The organism is Streptococcus mitis (genome assembly GCF_022137125.1).
Classification (GTDB): Bacteria; Bacillota; Bacilli; order Lactobacillales; family Streptococcaceae; genus Streptococcus; species Streptococcus mitis_CE.
Genome location: NZ_JAKNEQ010000003.1, coordinates 39,935 through 61,715, shown reverse-complemented (window position 1 = coordinate 61,715; position 21,781 = coordinate 39,935). Strand labels below are relative to the sequence as shown.

At 41.7% G+C, this 21,781-nt stretch carries 16 protein-coding genes; 2 read left to right on the top strand and 14 right to left on the bottom strand.

Annotated features, from left to right (window positions below; translation table 11 throughout):
* Positions 1-74 precede the first annotated feature (74 nt).
* From L0P31_RS03975 to L0P31_RS03955, 5 genes are all read right to left on the bottom strand, one after another.
* Positions 75-1,253 carry a hypothetical protein gene (locus L0P31_RS03975; RefSeq protein WP_049547167.1) on the bottom strand — a complete coding sequence of 393 codons (1,179 nt, stop codon included), beginning with the start codon at positions 1,251-1,253 and terminating at the stop codon, positions 75-77.
* 17 nt (positions 1,254-1,270) lie between these two features.
* Entirely contained in the window at positions 1,271-4,921 is a 3,651-nt protein-coding gene (gene addA / locus L0P31_RS03970) for a helicase-exonuclease AddAB subunit AddA (RefSeq protein WP_238095869.1), read from the bottom strand.
* Positions 4,918-8,193, bottom strand: a complete 3,276-nt coding sequence (gene rexB / locus L0P31_RS03965) for an ATP-dependent nuclease subunit B (protein WP_238095867.1) — start codon at positions 8,191-8,193, stop codon at positions 4,918-4,920. Before rexB ends, addA begins: the two co-directional genes overlap by 4 nt.
* 106 nt (positions 8,194-8,299) lie before the next feature.
* Positions 8,300-8,719, bottom strand: coding sequence for an EVE domain-containing protein (locus L0P31_RS03960; protein ID WP_049484456.1), 420 nt, complete (start codon positions 8,717-8,719; stop codon positions 8,300-8,302).
* Positions 8,712-9,173, bottom strand: a complete 462-nt coding sequence (locus tag L0P31_RS03955) for a MarR family winged helix-turn-helix transcriptional regulator (protein WP_070527533.1) — start codon at positions 9,171-9,173, stop codon at positions 8,712-8,714. The genes L0P31_RS03960 and L0P31_RS03955 overlap by 8 nt, the downstream gene beginning before the upstream one ends.
* 146 nt (positions 9,174-9,319) lie before the next feature.
* Between L0P31_RS03955 and L0P31_RS03950 the strand changes: the two genes are divergently transcribed.
* Positions 9,320-10,129: a Cof-type HAD-IIB family hydrolase gene (locus tag L0P31_RS03950; RefSeq protein ID WP_070527537.1), complete on the top strand. Its 810-nt coding sequence runs from the start codon at positions 9,320-9,322 to the stop codon at positions 10,127-10,129.
* Positions 10,130-10,224: 95 nt separating this feature from the next.
* Here L0P31_RS03950 and aguB read toward each other — a convergent pair whose 3' ends face one another.
* Genes aguB through L0P31_RS03920 form a run of 6 tightly spaced genes read right to left on the bottom strand, consistent with a single transcriptional unit; the run spans position 10,225 to position 16,896 of the window.
* Positions 10,225-11,100: an N-carbamoylputrescine amidase gene (gene aguB, locus L0P31_RS03945; protein ID WP_238095865.1), complete on the bottom strand. Its 876-nt coding sequence runs from the start codon at positions 11,098-11,100 to the stop codon at positions 10,225-10,227.
* A gap of 9 nt (positions 11,101-11,109) precedes the next feature.
* Positions 11,110-12,195 carry an agmatine deiminase gene (gene aguA / locus L0P31_RS03940; RefSeq protein WP_238095863.1) on the bottom strand — a complete coding sequence of 362 codons (1,086 nt, stop codon included), beginning with the start codon at positions 12,193-12,195 and terminating at the stop codon, positions 11,110-11,112.
* Positions 12,192-13,319 (bottom strand): carboxynorspermidine decarboxylase, encoded by a 1,128-nt coding sequence (gene nspC / locus L0P31_RS03935; protein WP_024058043.1) that lies wholly within the window; start codon positions 13,317-13,319, stop codon positions 12,192-12,194. The genes aguA and nspC overlap by 4 nt, the downstream gene beginning before the upstream one ends.
* On the bottom strand, positions 13,319-14,578 hold the full coding sequence (locus L0P31_RS03930) for a saccharopine dehydrogenase family protein (protein WP_223340493.1): 1,260 nt from the start codon (positions 14,576-14,578) through the stop codon (positions 13,319-13,321). The genes nspC and L0P31_RS03930 overlap by 1 nt, the downstream gene beginning before the upstream one ends.
* A complete protein-coding gene (speE, locus tag L0P31_RS03925) occupies positions 14,563-15,435 on the bottom strand; it encodes a polyamine aminopropyltransferase (RefSeq protein WP_024058046.1) in 873 nt (290 codons plus the stop codon). The genes L0P31_RS03930 and speE overlap by 16 nt, the downstream gene beginning before the upstream one ends.
* Positions 15,436-16,896 carry an aminotransferase class I/II-fold pyridoxal phosphate-dependent enzyme gene (locus L0P31_RS03920; protein WP_238095861.1) on the bottom strand — a complete coding sequence of 487 codons (1,461 nt, stop codon included), beginning with the start codon at positions 16,894-16,896 and terminating at the stop codon, positions 15,436-15,438.
* Between the two features lie 711 nt (positions 16,897-17,607).
* Between L0P31_RS03920 and L0P31_RS03915 the strand changes: the two genes are divergently transcribed.
* Positions 17,608-18,303: a VIT1/CCC1 transporter family protein gene (locus L0P31_RS03915; RefSeq protein ID WP_000005264.1), complete on the top strand. Its 696-nt coding sequence runs from the start codon at positions 17,608-17,610 to the stop codon at positions 18,301-18,303.
* 42 nt (positions 18,304-18,345) lie between these two features.
* Here L0P31_RS03915 and L0P31_RS03910 read toward each other — a convergent pair whose 3' ends face one another.
* The 3 genes from L0P31_RS03910 to L0P31_RS03900 form a co-directional block, all read right to left on the bottom strand.
* The gene (locus tag L0P31_RS03910) at positions 18,346-20,334 is read right to left on the bottom strand and encodes an ABC transporter permease (RefSeq protein WP_238095859.1); all 1,989 of its coding nucleotides are present in this window, start codon (positions 20,332-20,334) and stop codon (positions 18,346-18,348) included.
* Between the two features lies 1 nt (position 20,335).
* A complete protein-coding gene (locus tag L0P31_RS03905) occupies positions 20,336-21,094 on the bottom strand; it encodes an ABC transporter ATP-binding protein (protein WP_023947666.1) in 759 nt (252 codons plus the stop codon).
* Positions 21,095-21,466: 372 nt separating this feature from the next.
* The gene (locus L0P31_RS03900; protein WP_033685104.1) at positions 21,467-21,739 is read right to left on the bottom strand and encodes a PspC domain-containing protein; all 273 of its coding nucleotides are present in this window, start codon (positions 21,737-21,739) and stop codon (positions 21,467-21,469) included.
* Between the last annotated feature and the right edge of the window lie 42 nt (positions 21,740-21,781).

Below are 21,781 nucleotides of genomic sequence, written 5' to 3'. Positions count from 1 at the left end.
ATTAAATCTGTAGAGAATGATACTGACTATTTAAAAAACAACACCTACCATGGCATTCCCACGGTAGGTGTTACTTATATCAATAATCGTTCTAAAAATGGTTTGAGGCAGTTGAGGAGAATTTCTTCTATCCAGCTTTCTTGGGCTGAGGATAGACGTTCTGCCTGTAGGCTTTCTTTTAGAAAATCTCGGACTTGTTCTGGTGAGATCTCAAATTCAAAAGCTTTCATTTTATAGAAAAAGTCGATGAGATGATCTGACAGGTATTGGGTTGAAAAGGGTACTTCACCACTTTTTCGATGTTCTAATAAGAGCCTAGAAAATCGGGCTTTTTCTTCAGGAAGCTCACGAAAATAGGAATTGAGGAGCCAGGTCTGCTTCTGCTTTCTTTCAATTGGATCCTGACTCGCAATTCGTTGGTCTTTTTCCAGCTCTTTTTGGTATTGTTTAGCCTTGATAGCCCGTTCTGTTCGATTTTTACCAAAAAGTATTTTTTCCCACTTGCGTTCTTCTTGGGTTAGGGTTTCTGTAAAGCCAAAGTAGTCTTGATAGGCACGCTCTGCTGGTCCCATGGCTAGGACCAGATTGTCTGCATATTGCTTGGCGATTTTATCCCTCTTCTTGCGCTCTTTCTCTGCCTGGATACGGAGTTCTTGTTCGTAGTCAATTTTCTCCTTGCCTAGCTTGACAAGGTAGAGTTGATCATCCGGTTTTCCAAGTAAAAAGGGCTTAATGCATTTTTCAAGGACTTCTTCCATGCGAGCCTTCTTCTTTGGCTCAGCCTTGGTCCAATTTCCTCCTTGAAAGACTTCTAGGAAGAGTTGGTAGTCTCTCTCAGGTGCGAACTGATTGCCACGATTAGGCTTGAAAACGCCTTTTTCCCAGAGCCATTTTAGAAGTCGCTCGTCAAAGTCACTTTTATTGACCTTGATTTTTTCCTTTTTCTGGGCTTTTCTGGTAAGATTTTCAACCTTTCTGAGTAATTTTTCTTCCTCTTCTAGTTGCTGGTCAAGGGACAATCGATGAAAATGACGAACACAATCGCTGCCGATTGGAAAGAGGCGTTGGCCTGTGACACCGTTAAAGAGTTCGTAGGCGTATTTGATAGCATTCCCACAAACACAATTGCTACGGCCGATACCATTAAAAATCAAGGAAACTTCATTCCATTCCTTGGTAGCCTGTTCCCAAGTATCGGCTTTTGAAGCCTGTAAAACCGCATCGTGCAGGGATTTTCTAACTGGAAGTGTCATGAGGTCTCCTTTCTAGATTATACTTTTACAACTTGAACCTCGTCTTTACCGAGTAAAATCAAGTATTTTTCAATATTTTCAATCAAATAGGCTCGTGATAAAGCCTCTCCATAAAGGGCTAATTGACCACGATAGCGGTCTATGAGTTGACTTGGCTCGTCATAGCGGTCTGTCTTGTAGTCGAAAAGAACGATACGATCCTCATAAAGCAGATAGCCGTCCAAGATTCCACGGACAACGAAGTCTTCCTGACTCTTTTGATCTCGTTTGAGCATGGAGAAAGGTTGCTCGCGATAAAGATGGTCTGTATTAGCAAGAATTTCTTGACCAAGTGCTGTGTCAAAGAATGAAAGAATTTTAGCAAGATTGATCTTGTCTCTGACAGCTGGGCTGGTTTGAACTTGTTTGAGAGTTTCTGTCAGGCTAGCAAGGGTTGGTCGCTGACTTAGGTCAATTCTCTGCATGAGTTCGTGGGTAGCACTACCAATCTCAGCTCCTGTTACCTTTTCTTTGGTTGAAAAATCTGGTAACTCAAAGCTAATTTTCTTGTCTACTGACTGGCCTTGACCTGCAATCTCGACACCTTCCATATCCATAACTGGTTCATAGAATTTCTTGATTTGACTTGGGGTTTGAACACTAGGAAGCTCAATGGCTGCGCGGTGAAGAGTATTATAAACTTCCACCTCTTTCAGCATTTCCAGAGCTTCTTTGATGGTTTCAGACTGGCGGTTGTCTGCTTGAGAGCTATCTTGTAGAGGGCTCTTGTTTTCCAACTCTCCGATAGCTTCTCTAGTCAACTGGTCTTCGCCAACAAAACGATAGCTAAAGTTGAGATTGTCCTTGGCAAACACTTTGCTAATAGCCCAAAGCCAATCTTGGAAATTCTTGGCTTGCAGTCTAGTATTGCTATTTAGTTTCCCATTTTTGGTTGCTGGGTATTCCTTGGATTCCAGCTTTTCACGCGAACCCTTGCCGACAAGATAAAGCTTTTTCTCAGCCCGTGTCATGGCAACATACAGAAGGCGCATCTGCTCAGAATAGCTTGCCAGCTGTAATTCCTCTTCATTCTGTATATAAGTTAGGCTAGGAATGGAGAGTTTGATGGTTTTAGGATAATGAGCTTCCACTGCTCCTGTCTCCATTTTGGCAATATATTTGACACCTAGTCCATTTTTACGGCTGAGAATGACTTCTGACATGCTGTCTTGCTTATTGAAGTCCTGATCCATATTGAGGATAAAAACGTAAGGGAACTCCAGTCCTTTACTCTTGTGAATGGTCATGAGCTCTACTGCATCTTTTGGCGGTGCGACAGCCACGCTCGCAAGATCGTGCTGGGCTTCCAAGACTTGGTCAATCATACGAATAAAACGAGACAAGCCCTTGAAATTGCTCTTTTCAAACTGGTCAGCCCGCAGTGCTAGGGCATAGAGATTAGCCTGCCTAGCAGGACCATTTGGCAAAGCTCCAACATAGTCATAGTAAAAACGGTCATTATAAATCTTCCAAATCAAGTCATAGAGGGAGTGGGTTTTGGCATACAAGCGCCAAGAATCCAAGATATTCATGAATTGATTTAGTTTTTCAGCTAAATCAGTATGAATTAAGTTTTTCTGGCTTGTTGCCTGTTTTTGAGTATTGACTAACTTCTCATAGAGATTCTCTTGAACTTTGTCCTCATCTTTCTGAAGAGACAAGCGTGCTAACTCGTCCTCATCAAAGCTAAACATAGGAGACTTCATAAGAGCAACTAAGGCATAGTCTTGCAGGGGATTGTGAATGACACGAAGGGTGTCTAGCATGACTTGCACTTCTAGGGATTGGAGATAATTGTTTTGCTCGCCATCGGTTTTGACAGGTATCCCGTACTCAGACAAGGCAAGAAGGATCTGGTCATTTCGACTGCGGCTAGAGGTCAAAAGGGCAATTTCCTTAAAAGCAACACCTTTTTCTTGATGGAGTTTGAGGATTTCCTTGATGACCAGGCGCATTTCACCTGTTAATTTCGTTTCTGCTTGGCTCTCTTCTTCCTCACCTGTATCGTCCTTGTCGTAGAGGAGAAATTCTGCCTTATTGTCTGGATTAGGAATCAGTTTAGTATTGGCAAAAACAAGCTGGTGCATGTTATCATAGTTGATTTCTCCGACTTCTTGGTCCATAAGGCGTCCAAAAACATCATTGGTTGCTGACAGCACTTCTGAACTACTACGGAAATTTTCCTTGAGCAGAATGAGCTTTCCTTCTTGGGGATTTTGTGCATATCTTTGGAATTTCTCATTGAAAATCTGGGGATCTGCCTGACGGAAACGGTAAATGGACTGCTTGATATCCCCCACCATAAAGCGATTGTGACCATTAGATAGCAATTCCAACATCCGTTCTTGAATGTGGTTGGTATCCTGATACTCATCGACCATGACTTCGTGGAAGCGATCCTGATAAGCCTCACGAACTTGCGGGAAATTCTCTAAAATCTCAATAGTGTAATGGCTGATATCAGCGAATTCAAAGGCATTTTCCTGACGTTTACGCTGACGATAAGCCTCCACAAAATCACTCATGAAGGTTTGGAAAGTTTTAGCTAGTTCCCATGTGTCTCCATGATAACGTTCTTGATAGTCGAGAATGGTTACCTGGTCTGACAGTTGTCCTAGTTTAGCAAACTGGGACTTTCTTTCTTCGTTGTAGGCATCGGCCAGTGGCTTCAAATCAGCCTTACGACTGGCATTAGTCAGGGCTCGACCGTTTTTCTCTTTCGAAATGGCGACAACACGCGCAAGCACTGCTTGATAAGCCTGACTATCGGACTCCTGATTTAAGGAGCCAATTTCATCTAAAATCAACTGAACATTTTCTAGATAAGCAGCCTTTGGAAACTCCTTGGCATCATTATCCAAATGGTAACGGAAGAAACTTTCCAAGTCCCAAAGGGTTTGCTGGATTTGTTGGGTCAGTTTGTCTTTTTCACTGGTAAAATCAGCTTTTTCAAAGCCTTCGAGGAAAGATTCTCTCAGCCATTTCTGAGGATTGCTGGTAGATTGGAGGAAATCATAGATTTTATAGACCTGCTGGCGCAGACCTCTTTCATCTTTTCCACGTCCAGCAAAGTTTTTCAGCAAATGACTAAACTTCTCTTTCTGTTTACCTTGGTAATGGGCTTCAAAGACCTCATGAAAGACTTCGTTTTTTAGAAGGAGTTGCTCGCTCTGGTTTTGTAAAATACGGAAATTAGGAGCAACATCAAGTAGATAACCGTGTTTGCTAAGGAACTTTTGTGTAAATGAGTCCATGGTACCGATGGCAGCGTTGGGTAGGTCTGCCAACTGGCGACCCAAGTGTTGTTTGAGGTCAACATCGCTACTTTCTTGGATTTGTTGGCTTATTTTTTTCTCCAAACGTTCTTTAAGCTCTGTGGCAGCCTTAACGGTAAAGGTTGAGATAAAGAGTTGACTGATTTCCACTCCACGCGCTAATTGATCTAGAATGCGCTCTGCCATGACAAAAGTCTTCCCAGAACCAGCCGATGCTGAAACAAGGATATTTTGACCAGAAGTGTAGATGGCTTCGATTTGCTCGGCAGTTTTCTTTTGTTCCTTGCTCGAATTTGCTTCTGCTTCTTGCAGTTTTTGAATCTCCTCCTCAGTTAAAAAGGGAATAGGCTTCATTGATTCAACTCCTCTCTTATTTTTTCAAACCAAGCTTGCTTGAGTTTTTCTCCGACCAGACGCTTGCCGTCAGCCAAGTCTAACTTCTCTAGGAAACGGGCTTGGCCCAAGTGGTAATTTGCTTCAAATCCTGTGATGGCTTGATGTTGCTGAACATAAGGTGCAATACTTCTGCCGTTTTCTGTGTATGGATTGATAGAGAACTGACCTGCTAAAATCTTCTCTGCTGCTTTCTTGTAAAGATGGGCATTGTAGTCCAGTAGGAGCTGGAATTCCTCATCCGTCAGCTGATTAGCCTTGTTTTTATTGTAAAATTCACCCAAATGACTGCTTTCTTTTTCTAAAAAGAGTCCTTGGTATTTCATAGACTTGCTGGCTTCTACTACTGCACCTGCCAGACTTTTAACGGCCATCAGAGATTGAACAGGCTCAGCCATTTCCAAGTACATGGCACCAAAAAAGTACTGCTCCCCTTCTCTTTTTAAGGCAGCTAGATAGGTTGGCAGTTGGGAATTAAGCCCATTAAAGAAATGAGGAAATTGGAACTGAGTTAGACTAGACTTGTAGTCTACTACTCCTATCGCTCCATCAGCTTTCAAACGGTCAATCCGGTCAACCTTACCTCGTACAAAGACACTGCGACCATTGTCCAATTGAATAAAGGCCTGCTCTTTTCCACCAAAATTTGCTTCTTCTTTGATGGTTTCGATGGCTGGATTGTGTCGGAGAATATGTCCAGTTGTCCGTGCAACATCAAGCAAAACTTCTTTGGTAAACTGGGCTTCCAAACTTTCCTGATAAATAGCCTCAAATTCCCGTTCTTGACTGGTTTCTTGAATAGCTTGTTCTAGACGGTTGTCAAAGGAACCTTCATCAGGCAACTGCAAGGCACGTTCAAAAATACGGTGCAAGAAATTTCCGTGACTACGGGCATCAGGACGCAAACGTAATTCCTCCTGCAAGCCTAAAACGTATCGGAGGAAATAACTGTATTGGTTCCGGTAAAACTCCGTCAAACCAGAGGTAGACAGGTAAAACTCCTGATCAGTAGGATAGAGAGCTTGTAAGGTATCCTTAGCCAACTGCTTACTGCTTGGACTGGTTGGGAGGGCAGGATTTGCAAGGCCTTTTTGGTCAAGTTTTTTCCCCATCACACGCGCCAGAACCTTGACAAAGGTCAAATCTTGCTCATTCTCACTCGTCTCGCCCTGCTGGTGATAGGCAACCAGACTAGACAAAAGACTGTGATAGGACCCCATATCTTCCTTAGACAGCCCTTTGTGATTCATCCTCTTCTCTTTCCTGCTAAATCCAAAATGGACCAGTTCTTGAAGATAGGCTGACTCTTTGCTTTCACTTTCATTAAAAAGGCTTGGAGCCGATAAAACCAACTGCTTACGAGCAGAATTGACCAAGGAAAGCATAGTATAGCGATTTTTCTTGAGGTTTTCACTGCTGGCAATCAGCAATTGAACGCCTTCTTCGGTTGCTTGGTTTAAGCTTTGTCTTTCTTCATCAGTCAAAAGACTGGTATTTTGCGCGATTTTTGGTAAATTGTCCTGAGTCAGACCAATGGCATAGACAAAGTCAGCTGTCAAAGGCGCAATCAAATCGTAACTCTGCACCAGAACAGTGTCCACTGTTGCTGGAATAGTACGGTATTGAGATAGGCTCATTCCAGAATGGAGCAAGGCTAGGAAGTCTTCTAGACTAACCTGTGAACCAGCAAAAACAGTCGCAAATTGTTCTAAAACATGACAGAAAGCCTTCCAAACTTCGGCTTGTCTTTCCTGTTCTACAGCTTCCATAGTGGCTGTCAAATCTTGCAACTGCTTGGTCACAGCTCCTTCTTTTAGAAAAGAGTTCCACTTTTGCAAGAGATTTTCAGCCTTTTGTTTTCGGCTGGCAAAGAGAGTCTCAAGAGGTGTTAAAATACGCAGACGAAGAGTATTTAAACGTTCCAAATTAAATTTTCCATGGTGGGATTTGGTAAAGGTTTGCTGAAAGGCTGGCAAGCCATTGATACCAAGATAACGGATATATTGCTCAAAAGCATCAATATCCGCTTGGCTAAGGTCAGTATATAAACCAGTTCTGAGGAGATTAATCAAATCCTCCTGACGGAAACGATAGCGTTTTAAAGCTAAAATAGACTCGACAAACTGAGTTAAAGGGTGGTGCGCCATGGATTCGCTTCTACCAAGATAGAAAGGAATCTGATACTGGTCAAAAATGGTTTTGAGAGATAACTGGTAAGAAGCTACATCCCCCAAGAGAATACGAAAATGCTTGTAGCTCAGGTCTGGATTTGCATGTAATCGCTGACGAATACTCCGAGCCACCAGCTCCAGCTCTTCCTTTTGTGTCAAACAAGACCAGATTTGCAGGTTTTCACGGTCCTTCTCATCGATCTCCAAAGTGAGGTCTGAAAAGTCATAAGAAGACTCCAGCAAACGAGAGGCCTTGTCAAAACTATCCATCTTTTCATGAGTTTGAGAACAATCCAGAGCAGGAGTTTGGTATTTAGAGGCTAGATGATGGAGAAACTCCACACTGGCTTGGTAGAGATTGCCTTCGCTAAAAGCGCTAGTATAGGCTTTCTTGCTAGCATAGGCTCCAATGACAATCTCAACACCCTTACCATGAAGTAGGTCCACAATTCGCTCTTCCTCAGCAGAAAAACGGGTAAATCCATCAATAATCAAGGCTTTTTGAGTAAAATCACTACTTACCTTGTCATTCTCAATAGCCTCAATCAAATGGGATAACTGACTTCCCTGAGCCAACTGACCTTGATTGAGGTAGGCCGTTACCTTCTCAAAAATCAAGACTAAATCGGCCCTCTTGTCCTCATCCGTCAAACTCTCCAAGTCCAAAAAAGTCATCTGAGCTTTGGTCATCTCGTGGTACAATTCAATCAACTGCTGGATAAATTGAGGATCCTGCTTGATAGCTCCATAAACACGTAAGTCCCTGGGATCAAGTTCGGTGAGGCATTTGTAAAAGGCCATCCCAAGACCGATGTCATCTAGACTAGTCTTGGCAGGCAAGTCATTCAAAATCAGGTAACGAGCCATTTGAGCAAAGCGCGTGACGGTAATCGCAAAAGAAGCCTGCTGGGACAAGCATTCCAGCACGGCGCGTTCCTTTTCAAATGAAAGAGAGTTGGGGGCGATGTAGAAGACTCGCTTGCCAGCAGCAACTAGCTCCTCCGACTCTCTAGTTAGAATTTCTGTCAAAGAAGTCCGAATATCAGTATAAAGTAATTTCATCTCTGCCTCGTTTGGTTTATCAAAGTTTCTTACTCTATTATAGCAAAGTTCGCTTCACAGTCCAAATCCAAAATTCTTGTTGATAATCATTTAACTAGCAAATCAATCATGCTTCATCATCCACTTTCATATGCTGAAAGATATAGAGGAAAAAGTCTTTGGAAACTTCAAAATGTCCATAACGAAGTCGAGAAGTATAGTCTCTCCATTCAGGATGTTGTCTGGCTATTTCTATAGAACAATCTTTGACTGGCAGATAATACTCGACATTTCGTCTAAAGGGAAAGAATCCTTCAAATTGCTCTACTTGATAGGCTTTGTCATCTATAATTTTACCTACGGCCACAAAAGCCTGTAACTTATCTTGACCATTCATATCGTATTTTGGACTATAGTATAAAAGATAGTCACCTTTTTTCATACGGTTTAAGGGGCCGCCCTTTCCATGACAGACCTGACAAAAATTTCCCTCAACTCCTCTTAAAACATGGTTCTTTGAAACAACTCCAACCCAATATCTAGGCATTTTTTTCCTCCAACTCTACCAACATGCGATTAAAAACTTCTCTATCGTTAGATAGTTTTTCAAAAAATTCTTCATCAACACCTTCTACTAAAGGTAAAGCTTGATTGACCTTCTCCGCGCCAGACTTCGTCACTGAGACAAGTTTTGCCCGACTATCCTTTGGATGTTGATCACGTCTAATGTAGTCCTTCTTCTCCAGTAGTCTAACAATCTGGGAAACCGTCATGACATCCATACCAGTGAACCGAGCGATATCAACTTGCGTTACATATTTTTCTCTATTAGACAAAAACAAGAGCGAGGTTAAAACGATAAATTGAGGCAAAGTAAGACCAACCGATTTCAAAACTCTTTTTAAATTGCTTTCCCACTTGTTGTAGATTTTGATGAAAAGAAGGCCTGTAGATTCTGTTTCATCATTTTTGTAAATTGAATTAAAGTGATACTTTGACATTTTTTCTCCTTAAATATTAAGTATACATATTATATAAAATTTTATTTTCTTTTTCAAGAAAAGGAAAGTCAAATGTTATAATTCTGTCGGACATTTCATAGTCTATATGCTATAATAAAAGCAAAACACATAGAAAAGGAAGTCTTATGATTAAACTACTAGCCTTGGATATGGATGGAACCCTCCTCAATGAAGCCAAGGAAATCCCACAAGCCCACATTACTGCTATTCACCAAGCCATTGAAAAAGGTGTCAAACTGGTTCTCTGTACAGGTCGTCCCCTTTTCGGCGTCCTCCCCTACTATAAAAAACTAGGACTTGACCTCCAGAATGAGTATGTCATCGTCAATAACGGTTGTTCAACCCATCAGACCAGCGACTGGAGTCTAGTTGACTGGCAAGAACTTAGTCCAGCTGACATCGAATATCTCTATGACCTAGCAGAAAAAAGCAACGTCCAGTTGACTCTTTTTGATGAGGAGCATTATTTTGTCCTCGGTGGCAAACCTAATCAAATCGTTCAAAATGATGCCAAGCTCGTCTTTTCAGACCTGACTGAAATTTCTATTGAGGAAGCGACTAGTGGCAAGTACCGTATGTTCCAAGGGATGTTTTTGGGGACAGAGAGCCAAACAGACGATTTTGAGAAGCGTTTTTCTGGGGAACTCTGTCAACGATTTAGCGGTGTTCGTTCACAGCCTGTCATTTACGAAGCCATGCCACTTGGAACGACAAAGGCTACTGCTCTTTCACGACTAGCAGCGATTTTGCAGATTGATTCCTCAGAAATTATGGCCATGGGCGATGCCAATAACGATATCGAAATGCTCCAGTTTGCAGGCCTTGGTATTGCTATGGGAAATGCTAGTGATCATGTCAAATCTCTTGCCAATGATATTACAGCAAGCAACGAAGAAGACGGCGTTGCGCGTGCTATTGAGAAATATATTTTATAAAAAAGAAAAGCAAATAGGCAGAAGTTACTGCTATTTGCTTTTTTTATCATGACAGTCGTCAGATATTCTAAAATTTGTAAATATAGATTTGCCTACTAGTTCGTAATTCGTTGATACATTTCTGGTCTTCTATCTCGAAACAAGCCCCAGTTTAGGCGTTCTCTTGCTCCCTTGTCTAGGTCATAAGTTGCTAACAGAACAGCTTCAGCTTGTCTTTCAGCTTGCTCTAGAATAGCTCCTGTTTCATCCGTCAAAAAGGATGAACCGTAGAAGTCAAGACTGGAACTCTGTCCACCATTTTCCTCACTTGGAGCGACTTCCTCTAATCCATAACGATTGGCTGCGATGACTGGAACAATATTTGCTGCTGCGTGTCCTTGCATGGTACGTTGCCAGTGACCACAACTATCTGTATCCAAAATCGGCTCTGAACCGATGGCTGTAGGATAAAAGAGCAATTCAGCACCATTCAATGCAAGACAGCGCGCTGTTTCAGGGAACCATTGATCCCAACAGATACCGATCCCAATCTTGGCATAGCGAGTATCCCAGACCTTGAAACCTGTATTACCAGGCGTGAAATAAAATTTTTCTTGATAATAATGGTCATCTGGTATATGAGTCTTTCGATACACACCCAGCACTTCCCCATCTGCATCAATGACAGCAATAGAGTTATATAAGACATTGCCATCTTTTTCATAGAAACTGATCGGTAAAACGACCTGTAGTTCCTTAGCAATGGTTTTAAAATGCTGAATGGCTGTATTGTCTGTCACCGACTGGGCATGCTGGTAGTAGTCATACTGACGTTCCTGACAAAAGTATGGACGTTCAAACAATTCGGGTAAAAGAATAATTTGTGCGCCTTGTTCTGCAGCCTGACGTACTAAACGCTCTGCGGTTTGGATATTTGTTGACACATCCTTAGCGCATTGCATCTGAATGGCTGCAACTCTTACATTTCTCATCTTTTTCTCCTATTCTGGGATTTGTTGGGTGATACAGTGGATATTGCCACCACCTAAAAGAATATCTCTAGCTGGTATACCAACAACTTTACGGTCTGGGAAACACTTACTGAGGATATCTAGGGCCACTTGGTCATTGACATCTTGAAACTGGGGAACAAGGACAGCCTGGTTGGCAATATAAAAGTTTACGTAGGAAGCTGCTAGTCGTTCACCTGCGTATCGCTCTTCTTCTCCTTCTTCATAGATGTAGCCTGGTAAATCCTCTTTGGTTACAACTTGATGAAGAGCTGGAATTGGAAGTTTATGAATGGTGAACTGACGACCTTTTGCATCTGTTTCCTTTTCTAAAAGCGCTAAATCAGCTGCTGACATGGCATATTGAGGATCGCTTTTGTCGTCTGTCCAAGCCAAAACAAGCTCAGCAGGACCAACAAAGGCAGCAACATTGTCAACGTGTTCATTGGTTTCGTCCTGATAAATACCATAAGGAAGCCAGATAACTTTTTCAGCTCCAAGGCACTCTAATAAGGTGGTTTCGATTTCTTCCTTACTAAGATGAGGATTGCGACCAGAACTAAGCAAGCAACTTTCAGTCACGAGAATGGTTCCTTGACCATCGCTATGTATCGCTCCGCCTTCCAGTACAAAAGGCTTGGCATCATAAACAGGCATTTCCAAGGTCTCAGCAAAACGACTGGCTACTTGGTCATCATCTTCATAATCTTGATAAAGACCATCAACAGCACCACCCCAAGCATTGAAAGACCAATCCACGGCTAATTTCTGGCCTTCATCATTGATAAGAATGGTCGGACCCGTATCACGCGCCCAGGCATCATTGGTGGGAATGTCTAGATAAATAACCTTGTCTCCAAGATAAGATTGGGATTCAGCTAAGTAGTCTTGGCCAACCAAAAGATAGACTCTTTCCCCTTCTGCTATAGTCTTAATGATCTGGCTGAAAGCTCTTTTGGCAGCCTTTCCTTGAAAGGGCCATGAACCTGGTCGAGTTGGCCATATCATAAGGGTACCATGATGGGGCTCGTATTCTGCTGGCATGCGATAGCCTAATTTTTTGGGACTGTCCATCATGATAATCTCCCTTTAAAGTCTTGATAACCAAAAGATTTGACTAATCTGCAGTCACCCTGCTCATCCATGAGATAGAGACTTGGCAATCCAATACCATTAAAGGTATTATTTTTGACAAATGAGTAAATAGCCATATCTTCAAAATAAAGTCTATCACCGATTTGAACTGGATTTTCAAAGCTATAATCACCAATCACATCTCCTGTCAGACAGGTATTGGAAGAAAGTCTATAGGTATGGGCTTTTTCCTGAGCGGCAAATCCATTTCTCAAAGGTGGACGATAGGGCATCTCAAGTACATCAGGCATATGGCAGGTCGCAGAGGCGTCTAAAACCAAGATTTCCATACCGTTTTCGACAATATCCAATACTTCAGTTGCTAGATAACCTGCATTGAGCGCAATGGCTTCACCAGGCTCGATATAGATTTCAAGATTGTAAGTTTCTCGGATACGCTTGATCTCAGAAATCAGCAAATCTACATCATAACCTTCTCTTGTGATGTGGTGTCCGCCCCCCATATTGAGCCATTTGACCTGATGCAAATAGGCTCCAAATTGCTCTTCTACTGCTTTCAAAGTTGTCTCTAAATCATCTGCTCCCTGCTCGCAAAGGGTGTGAAAATGAAGACCATCCACCAAATCCAGCAAATCACTCGGTATCTTGTCTGAAGTTACTCCAAAACGGGAGCCAGGTGCACAAGGGTCATAGAGCGCGTGGTCACCTTGAGTTGAACACTGAGGGTTAAGTCGCAAACCCACGCTTACACCAGCATCCCGACAACGGGCCCCATGTTTACGCAACTGTCTCTCTGAGTTAAAGACGATATGATTTGTTATCTCCAGCAATTCCTCCAAGTCCGCATCCTTAAAGGCTGGCGCAAATACATGGACTTCTCCTGGAAATTCTTCCCTAGCTAGCTTAGCTTCATAGAGTCCACTGGCTGTCGTACCTGATAGATACTGGCTAATCAAGGGATAGGTTTTGTAGAGGGAATAAGCCTTCTGGGCAAGCAAAACCTTGCAACCAGCCTCTTCTTGTACATATTGTAGAATGCGACAGTTTGCTTCTAACTTGGCCAAGTCAATGACATAGGCTGGCGTTGGTACTTGTTCTAACTTCATCAGTCCACCATTTGTGGATTTTCAACCACAATCCAAGGCAAACCATACTCATTCAAAGCTTCCATGAATGGATCTGGATCCAACTCTTCAAGGTTGTAAACTCCAGCTTGTTTCCAAGTACCGTTCATAACCAATTTTGTACCAATCATGGCTGGAACTCCTGTTGTATATGAAATAGCTTGTGAACCAACTTCTGCATAACATTCCTGATGGTCGCAGACATTGTAGATGTAGATGGTCTTTTCAACGCCATCTTTGACACCTGTAAAGATACATCCAATATTGGTTTTACCAACAGTGCGTGGCCCAAGGCTGGCTGGATCTGGAAGCAAGGCTTTCAAAAATTGGATTGGTACAATTTCTTGACCGTTGAAGTTAATGGTATCCGTACGAAGGAGACCGACATTTTCCAGACATTTCATGTGCGTTAGATAAGATTGACCAAAAGTCATAAAGAAACGAATACGTTTGACACCTGGAATGTTCTTGGCCAATGATTCAATTTCTTCATGGTGAAGGAGATACATGTCTTTTTGTCCGACCTGAGGGAAATCGTACTCGCGCTTGATTGACATAGCTTCCACTTCGACCCATTTTCCATCTTCCCAGTAAGAACCTGGCGCAGAAACCTCGCGGAGATTGATTTCTGGGTTAAAGTTTGTCGCAAATGGATAACCGTGGTCACCACCATTACAGTCTAAAATGTCGATATAGTGGATTTCATCAAAATAGTGTTTAAGGGCGTAAGCAGAAAAGACGCTGGTCACACCTGGGTCAAAACCAGAACCAAGCAGAGCGGTCAAGCCTGCTTCTTTGAATTTCTCTTGATAAGCCCACTGCCATGAGTAGTCAAAGTAGGCTGTAAAACCAAGTTCCTTACAACGTTTCTCATAAATAGCACGCCACTCAGGGTCTTCTGTGTCTTCTGCTTCATAGTTAGCTGTATCGATATAGTGAACACCTGTTGCCAAACAAGCGTCCATAATTGTTAAATCTTGATATGGTAGTGCTACGTTCAAAACTGCTTCTGGCTTGTAGCTTTCAATCAGGGCAATTACTTCTTCAACCTTATCTGCATCAAGAGCAGCTGTCTCAATCTTTGTACTTGTTTTACCTTCTAATTTAGCCTTCAAGTCATCGCATTTTGACTTGGTACGGCTAGCAATCATAATCTCTGTAAAGGTTTCGCTATCTTGGCAAATCTTTGAAATAGCAACTTGGGCAACGCCCCCACATCCAATAACTAATAAACGACCCATTTTTTTCCTTCCTCTTCTTCTAAAATATCCTCAACATATTTGGGCAACATAAAGGCTCCCACGTGTAAGTTTGCAGTGTAGTATTCTGTGAAAAGCTGGCGTTTTTTCCAGCCCTCCTTGTCAAAATCTTTGACGGGGTGGTATTTTTTCGATGCAAATCCAAACAACCAATAGCCAGCTGGACTGGTTGGGATGTGGGCCTGATAGACCCGACTAATTGGAAAGGCCTGATTGACCTTGCGATGCATGCTTCGGCAAGCAGACTCATCCTCGTCAAAGAAAGGACTCCCATGCTGGTAAATCATGATACCGTCTTCTTTCAAGGCTCTATAACTGTTACCGTAAAATTCCTTGGTAAAGAGACCTTCTGTATGGCCAAATGGATCTGTCGCATCGTTGATGATAATATCGTAGTCATCTTCACAGTTTCGCAAAAAGCGTAGCCCATTTTGGTAGTAAATGGTAACACGAGGGTCATCTAGCCCCGCAGCAAAGTCTGGGAAATACTCTCGGCAAACCTCTACCAACATCTCATCTGGTTCCACAATATCAATTTGTTCCAATTCTGGATACAGTGTCAAAACTTGAGCAACACCGCCGTCGCCACCCCCTATTACCAAAACTTTCTTGGGATTGGGATGGACAGCCATGGGAACGTGAACGGTCATTTCATTGTAGACAAAGTCATCTGCATCTGAAAACAAGACATGCCCATTTAAAATCAGTATTTTCCCAAAAGCTGGTGTATCCAAGACTTCGATATCCTGCCATTCACTTTTACCAGCGTAGAGTTGCTTGGCTGTTCTCAGGGACAATTTCACATCTGGAGTATGAACCTCAGAAAACCATAAATCCATCTAGTTCTCCTTTCTCTTAATGACGTTGATGTGATTGACCTCAGGATCTTCCGTCCCCTGGAGGGAACAACCACGTTCCTTGGCAAATTGGATATAATCGACAATTTCTCGTGTAATGCGTTCTCCAGGAGCCAAGATAGGAATACCTGGAGGATAGCACATGACAAATTCTCCACATACTTCGCCAATAGCATCTGCCAAGGCAAGACTTCTGCGTTGCGAATAGAAGGCATCTTGAGGGGATAGCACTAACTCGGGCTGGATATATTCTCCAGCTATCAAGTCCTTCCCATCTCGTGAATAGAGTCTCTTGATATCAGCAAGAGCACCAACCAAGCGCTCGATGTCTTGGATGCGGTCACCAATCGAAATATAGGCCAGGATGTTGCCAATATCACCAAACTCAATCTGAATGTCATATTCGTCTCGTAGGAGGTCATAAACCTCGATACCTGTTAAGCCAATCCCCTGAGTGTAAACTGACAGCTTGGTTACATCAAAATCACAGACCGACACACCATCTATTAACTCTTTTGAGTAAGCATAGTAACCGCCAATGGCATTGATTTCACGACGAGCGTACTCGGATAGCTCAATGACCTTCTCAAACGACTCTTTACCACGAAGAGCCAAGTTGCGACGCGAAATATCCAGACTAGCCATCAACAAGTAAGAGGCGGATGTTGACTGGGTCAGGTTGATGATCTGACGAACGTATTCAGGATTCATCTGCTCCCCGATTAAAAGAAGCGAACTTTGGGTCAAACTCCCACCAGACTTATGCATGGAGACTGCTGCCATATCAGCCCCTGCATCCATAGCAGAAATTGGAAGTTTATCAGTGAAATGCAAATGCGCTCCGTGAGCTTCATCTACTAAAACCATCATACCAGCTTCATGAGCCATTTTTGTCAATCCCCTTAGGTCTGAACAGATTCCGTAGTAAGTAGGATTGTTAATCAAAATGGCCTTGGCATCTGGATGGTCCTTTATGGCCTTGGCTACTCGATCATTTTCAAGACCTAAAGCGATACCAATTTTAGGATCTACACTCATCTCGATATAGATGGGAATGGCACCACATAGAACCAACGCATTAATAGCAGATTTATGGACATTACGTGGCAGAATAATCTTATCTCCAGCCTTGCAGGTTGACAGAATCATAGTCTGCACCGATGAAGTTGTTCCCCCAATCATGAGAAAGGCATGGGCTGCTCCAAAAGCATCAGCTGCCAGCTCCTCTGCATCCCGAATAATCGAAATGGGGTGACCAAGATTATCCAAGGGTTTCATCGAATTAACATCAATGCCTACACATTTTTCACCTAGCAGTTCGACAAGTTCTGGATTTCCCCGTCCACGCTTGTGACCTGGAACATCAAAGGGAACAATCCTTTTCTTGCGCAACTTCACCATGGCCTCATAAATTGGGGCTTGGTTTTGATCTAACTCTTTCAAGACATACTCCTTTACCGTATTTGTAGCGCCTCAAGAAGACGAAGGCGACTAAAGGTTGACTCATGAAAAAAGAGCAGGTTTTCACCTGCTCTGCAATCTTCTGACGTTTTTATGTTTGTTTCTGTTGAGTATGTCTGTTCCCGATGTTTCCTAACTCTCTAGTAGCAAATATTACGTACTTTATTGATCGTTTCACAAGATGACGTGTGCTTTCACCACACTAAAAATTTATGAATTAGGATAAGTGTCCTAACATCAACTTATAAAAGTAGGCTTTTAACCCTATCAATAATGTGGTTTTTCAACCACGCTTCGGCATTCAACCCTGCCTGTCCGTAGGCGTTTTTTACTCGGGTTTATATTTGCTAGAAAACATCATCTCATTTTCTAAGCTTTATTACTATATCATATTTTTAAGAACTTGTAAAGCGGTTTACGAAGAAAATATAAAAATAGTTCGTAAAATATTTGGATTTTATTTGATTTAATACTAACTTTTCTCTTGTAAACGATTATAAAGTGAACAAAATGATTTTCATATTTAATTTAAAATTCTTTATGATATTCTATACACTTTACCCTCGGTGTTTGATCTATTAGAGAAGATGTCGACATTTTTATATCATTAAAATCGTGCAACTTTTTTCAGATACTTTTAAAAGATTGATTTCCCTATATTTTTCCTTTATACTGGATAAAAAGGAGAATAGTATGTCAGAAACAAATCACGAAATCGATTCAAATTTTGCAGGTCGTTTAAATATCCTGCGTGCGGGTGTTCTTGGTGCCAATGATGGAATTATTTCCATTGCTGGTGTGGTTATCGGGGTTGCTAGTGCTACGAGTAATATCTGGATTATCTTTTTATCAGGATTTGCAGCTATCTTAGCTGGTGCCTTTTCGATGGCTGGTGGAGAATATGTATCTGTTTCAACTCAAAAAGATACCGAGGAAGCAGCCGTTGCGCGTGAGCAAGTCTTGCTAGACCAAGATATGGAACTAGCCAAAAAGTCTCTCTATGCAGCCTATATCCAAAATGGAGAATGTGAAACCTCTGCTCAACTCTTGACCAACAAAGCCTTTTTAAATAATCCGCTCAAGGCTTTGGTAGAGGAAAAATATGGGATAGAGTATGAAGAGTTTACCAATCCATGGCATGCTGCTATCTCTAGCTTTATTTCTTTTTTCCTTGGTAGCTTACCACCCATGCTTTCAATTACCATTTTCCCAAGTGAATACCGTATCCCTGCTACCGTCCTTATCGTCGGTGTGGCCCTTCTTCTCACTGGTTACACTAGTGCCAGACTTGGAAAAGCACCAACCAAAACAGCTATGATTCGGAACCTAGCTATTGGCCTCTTGACCATGGGAGTTACCTTCCTGCTCGGACAACTTTTCAGCATTTAGAACATAAGAAATACCTCGATTTTGAAGTCGAGGTATCTTTTTTTACATTTGGACAATCTTGCGATAACTTCTTGAAGTAATCATGAAAATCAGCACATAGGCGATGAGGAAGATAGCGCAGATAGACAAGGTCACAATCAACATCATATTCGTATCTATTACACCAATCACTTTTAAAATCAGACTAAGCATATGGTAGGCAAAGGCTAGATGTATGAAGGCAAAAAGCAAAGGAAGGAAGAAAACAGTTAAAACCTGTTTGTTGATGGTTTGCTTGATTTGCTTTTGATCTAAACCGACTTTCTGCAAGATAATAAAGCGCTCACGGTCTTCATAGCCTTCAGAAATTTGTTTGTAATAGATGACCAGAACGGTTCCGACCATAAAGATAATGGATAGGAAAATACCGATAAAGAAGACACCACCAAAGAGGGCACTCATTTGAGCACTAGCATCTGCTAGATTGCTACCATACACATAGCTACCTTCAGTGTTTAATTGAGCATTAAACTTTTGTAAGTATTTTTCATATTCTTCAGCGACTTTGAGTTGTTCTTCTTCACTGATATTTACATTTATACCACCGTAAAGCTGATTATAGATAGCCGAATCTGGGAATTGGTCTAAAAATGCTTGCAAATTAGGAACAACAAGGTAATTGTAATCAGTAGTAAAAATATTAAACTGATTTGGGACATGGTTCACAATAAAATCTGTATTAAATTCTTCTTTTACAGAAAATTGATGGTTATTTAGAGTTAGAGCTTTCTGTCCTTTCAGTCCATCATTCTTAGCGAAGAGGCCGACCTCATTGCCTGATAGAGAAAGCTTCTGACCAGTCATATTTTCATAGTCTTTTTGGTCAAATACCATGAAGACTGTTTTAGGTTGGACACGATTTTGTCCCCTTTCAAAAATGGTTAACTTGGTTCCTTCTTGATTTGCAATACCAAAGTTACTGTAACGAAGCACTTCTTTCTCTTTGACACTATAACCTTTGTCACTTGCAAACTGGCTCAAGAGTTTGTCCAAATCTTCTTTTTCAACATTTTGTCCAGTAATGCCAAAGTCATGCGGATTCATCACTTTTTTAAAGGATTCTGAAGCATTGAAAATGCTTGTCGCTGCAGACATGGTAACCAAGACCATTGTTGACAAAATAGCGATTGTTGCTAATCCAACTGCATTTTTCTTCATACGGAAAATCAAGTTAGAGACTGAGATAAGGTTATTTGGTTGGTAATAGTATTTCTTATTTTTCTTTAAGATTTGGAGGAAAACGGTAATTCCTGCATTAAACAATAGATAAGTACCAAAGATAACCAGTAAAACAGCTAGGAAGAAGGTTGTTAGGGCTGTGAGAGGATCTTTTACAGTAAGGGCAAGATAGTAGCCAATCCCTAAACTTATGGAACCAAGAATAGTTTGTAGAGGTAGGAAACGACCTTTTTTCTCACCACTAGCTTTTTCACGAGAAAGCTGGAGGGCATTCATACGGGCGATTCGAAGGGCATTCAGGAACATGAGGCCTAGGAAAATCAATCCAAAGACAACAAGTACTGCAATGACAACATTCATTTGGAAGGTAGCGACCAGCTCAACCTTCAATTTCATCAGTTTGAGCAAGAAAGCGAAAATTAACTTATCAAACAAGGCTCCAATACCGATACCCGCTCCAACAGTTAGAATCCCAAATACCACTAACTCCTTAAAGGTCATACTGATAAGATGACGCTTTTCCAAGCCCAACATGCCATAAATTCCTAGTTCCTTGGAACGGTTCTTCATGACAAAACTATTGGCATAGAGGACGATAATGGCTGACGCAAGGGTGACGACAAACATACCAAATCCAAGTGTAGCCTGAATGGTTGTTCCTCCACGGATTTCAGCAATCTTGGGATTGAAGGTTAGAGAGTAAAAGAGATAGGTGACAGTGACTGCCAAGAGAACAGCCAGCGCAAAAGGATAGTAGAGTTTGCGGTTTTTAATCAAGTTCGATACCGCTAACTTATTGGTTAATCGAAACATACTAATTCACCTCGCTTGCCATGACAGTCAAGGTATCAGAGATTTCTTGGAACATCTGACGCTCTGTCTTCTCTCCACGGTAGATTTGATTGTAAAGAATGCCGTCTTTGATAAAGAGCACGCGCTTGGCTCTGCTAGCTGCTGCTGTGGAGTGGGTTACCATGAGAATGGTTTGGCCGCGCTCATTGATTTCATCAAAAACATCAAGTAAGGCTGCAGATGACTTGGAATCAAGGGCTCCTGTTGGCTCATCCGCAAGGAGAATTTCAGGTTCTGTGATGATGGCGCGGGCTACTGCTACACGCTGTTTCTGACCACCTGAAATTTCGTAAGGGTACTTCTCTTGCAATTGGTTGATGCCTAGATTCTCAGCTGTCACCACCAATTTCTTCATCATCTCCGTAATAGGTCTCCTTGACAAGACAAGCGGAAGCAAGATATTGTCCTTAACAGACAGAGTATCTAGCAAGTTAAAGTCTTGGAAGACAAAGCCCAGCTTTTCACGACGGAAGCTAGAAGCCTGTGAATTTTTAATGGTTGCGGTGTCAATTCCATTCAAGTAAACTTGTCCACGAGTTGGTTTATCCAGCATAGCTAGAATATTGAGAAGAGTTGATTTACCAGAACCAGACTCACCCATGATGGCAACGTAGTCACCCTTTTCGACGGTAAAGTGAATATCCTTGAGGGCTTCTACTTGGTTGCCCTGAAAACGAGTTTTATAAATTTTTTGAACGTGTTTTACATCTAAAAGTGTCATGAGAATCTCCTTTCTTAATATCCCATCAAATGAAATGTCGCTTGCATCATAGCACATCCAAGTTGAACGCGCTCAATATCTTTGTGGTTTGGTTGTTTTGTTTTCTTCTGTAAGATTTGTTTCATGATGTTACTCCTTTGTTCTTTATGAGTCTAGTTTACATCAAAAAAAGACCGCTTGCCATAACCTAACCTTACAAAAAAGACTTTAATCTTACATTTTTGTAAGATTGGGGGAAATGTAGATATTTTATTAAAAATATTTTACCATAAAAAGAAAGTAAGAAGAAAACCCTTGCAGATACAAGGGTTCAGAAATTTTAAAATAGATTAGTCGAATTCATAGACTAACAGTAAAATAACTGTTTCTACCTCACCAAAACCATCCATCATTTTCTTCAATAGCTTGGGCTTCTTTGCGTTTACGTGGGCCTGTTCCGTACATTTCTGCTTCGATTTCTTCCTTGGTTGGCATGATAGAAGCTAGGATGATATAGATAATCACGCCAAGTCCAAAGTTTGCAACTGTAAAAATGGCAAACAAGAAACGAACAAGGGTAACATCAAAGTTCCACTTGTCTGACAGACCTGCCAGAACTCCTGAAATCATGCGATTTCGTCTCATTTTATAAAATTTACTGTTCATGATTTTTCCTCTTTCTGCTAGGTTAGACATAGTATATCACGG

Excerpts from the sequence above, each read along its gene's own strand:
- L0P31_RS03960 (WP_049484456.1), bottom strand. The coding sequence starts at position 8,719 with ATGCCTAGATATTGGGTTGGAGTTGTTTCAAAGAACCATGTTTTAAGA.
- L0P31_RS03950 (WP_070527537.1), top strand. The coding sequence starts at position 9,320 with ATGATTAAACTACTAGCCTTGGATATGGATGGAACCCTCCTCAATGAA.
- speE (WP_024058046.1), bottom strand. The coding sequence starts at position 15,435 with ATGGATTTATGGTTTTCTGAGGTTCATACTCCAGATGTGAAATTGTCC.
- L0P31_RS03905 (WP_023947666.1), bottom strand. The coding sequence starts at position 21,094 with ATGACACTTTTAGATGTAAAACACGTTCAAAAAATTTATAAAACTCGT.
- L0P31_RS03930 (WP_223340493.1), bottom strand. The coding sequence starts at position 14,578 with ATGGGTCGTTTATTAGTTATTGGATGTGGGGGCGTTGCCCAAGTTGCT.
- L0P31_RS03915 (WP_000005264.1), top strand. The coding sequence starts at position 17,608 with ATGTCAGAAACAAATCACGAAATCGATTCAAATTTTGCAGGTCGTTTA.
- L0P31_RS03910 (WP_238095859.1), bottom strand. The coding sequence starts at position 20,334 with ATGTTTCGATTAACCAATAAGTTAGCGGTATCGAACTTGATTAAAAAC.
- L0P31_RS03975 (WP_049547167.1), bottom strand. The coding sequence starts at position 1,253 with ATGACACTTCCAGTTAGAAAATCCCTGCACGATGCGGTTTTACAGGCT.
- aguA (WP_238095863.1), bottom strand. The coding sequence starts at position 12,195 with ATGATGGACAGTCCCAAAAAATTAGGCTATCGCATGCCAGCAGAATAC.
- L0P31_RS03955 (WP_070527533.1), bottom strand. The coding sequence starts at position 9,173 with ATGTCAAAGTATCACTTTAATTCAATTTACAAAAATGATGAAACAGAA.
- L0P31_RS03900 (WP_033685104.1), bottom strand. The coding sequence starts at position 21,739 with ATGAACAGTAAATTTTATAAAATGAGACGAAATCGCATGATTTCAGGA.
- addA (WP_238095869.1), bottom strand. The coding sequence starts at position 4,921 with ATGAAGCCTATTCCCTTTTTAACTGAGGAGGAGATTCAAAAACTGCAA.
- rexB (WP_238095867.1), bottom strand. The coding sequence starts at position 8,193 with ATGAAATTACTTTATACTGATATTCGGACTTCTTTGACAGAAATTCTA.
- aguB (WP_238095865.1), bottom strand. The coding sequence starts at position 11,100 with ATGAGAAATGTAAGAGTTGCAGCCATTCAGATGCAATGCGCTAAGGAT.
- nspC (WP_024058043.1), bottom strand. The coding sequence starts at position 13,319 with ATGAAGTTAGAACAAGTACCAACGCCAGCCTATGTCATTGACTTGGCC.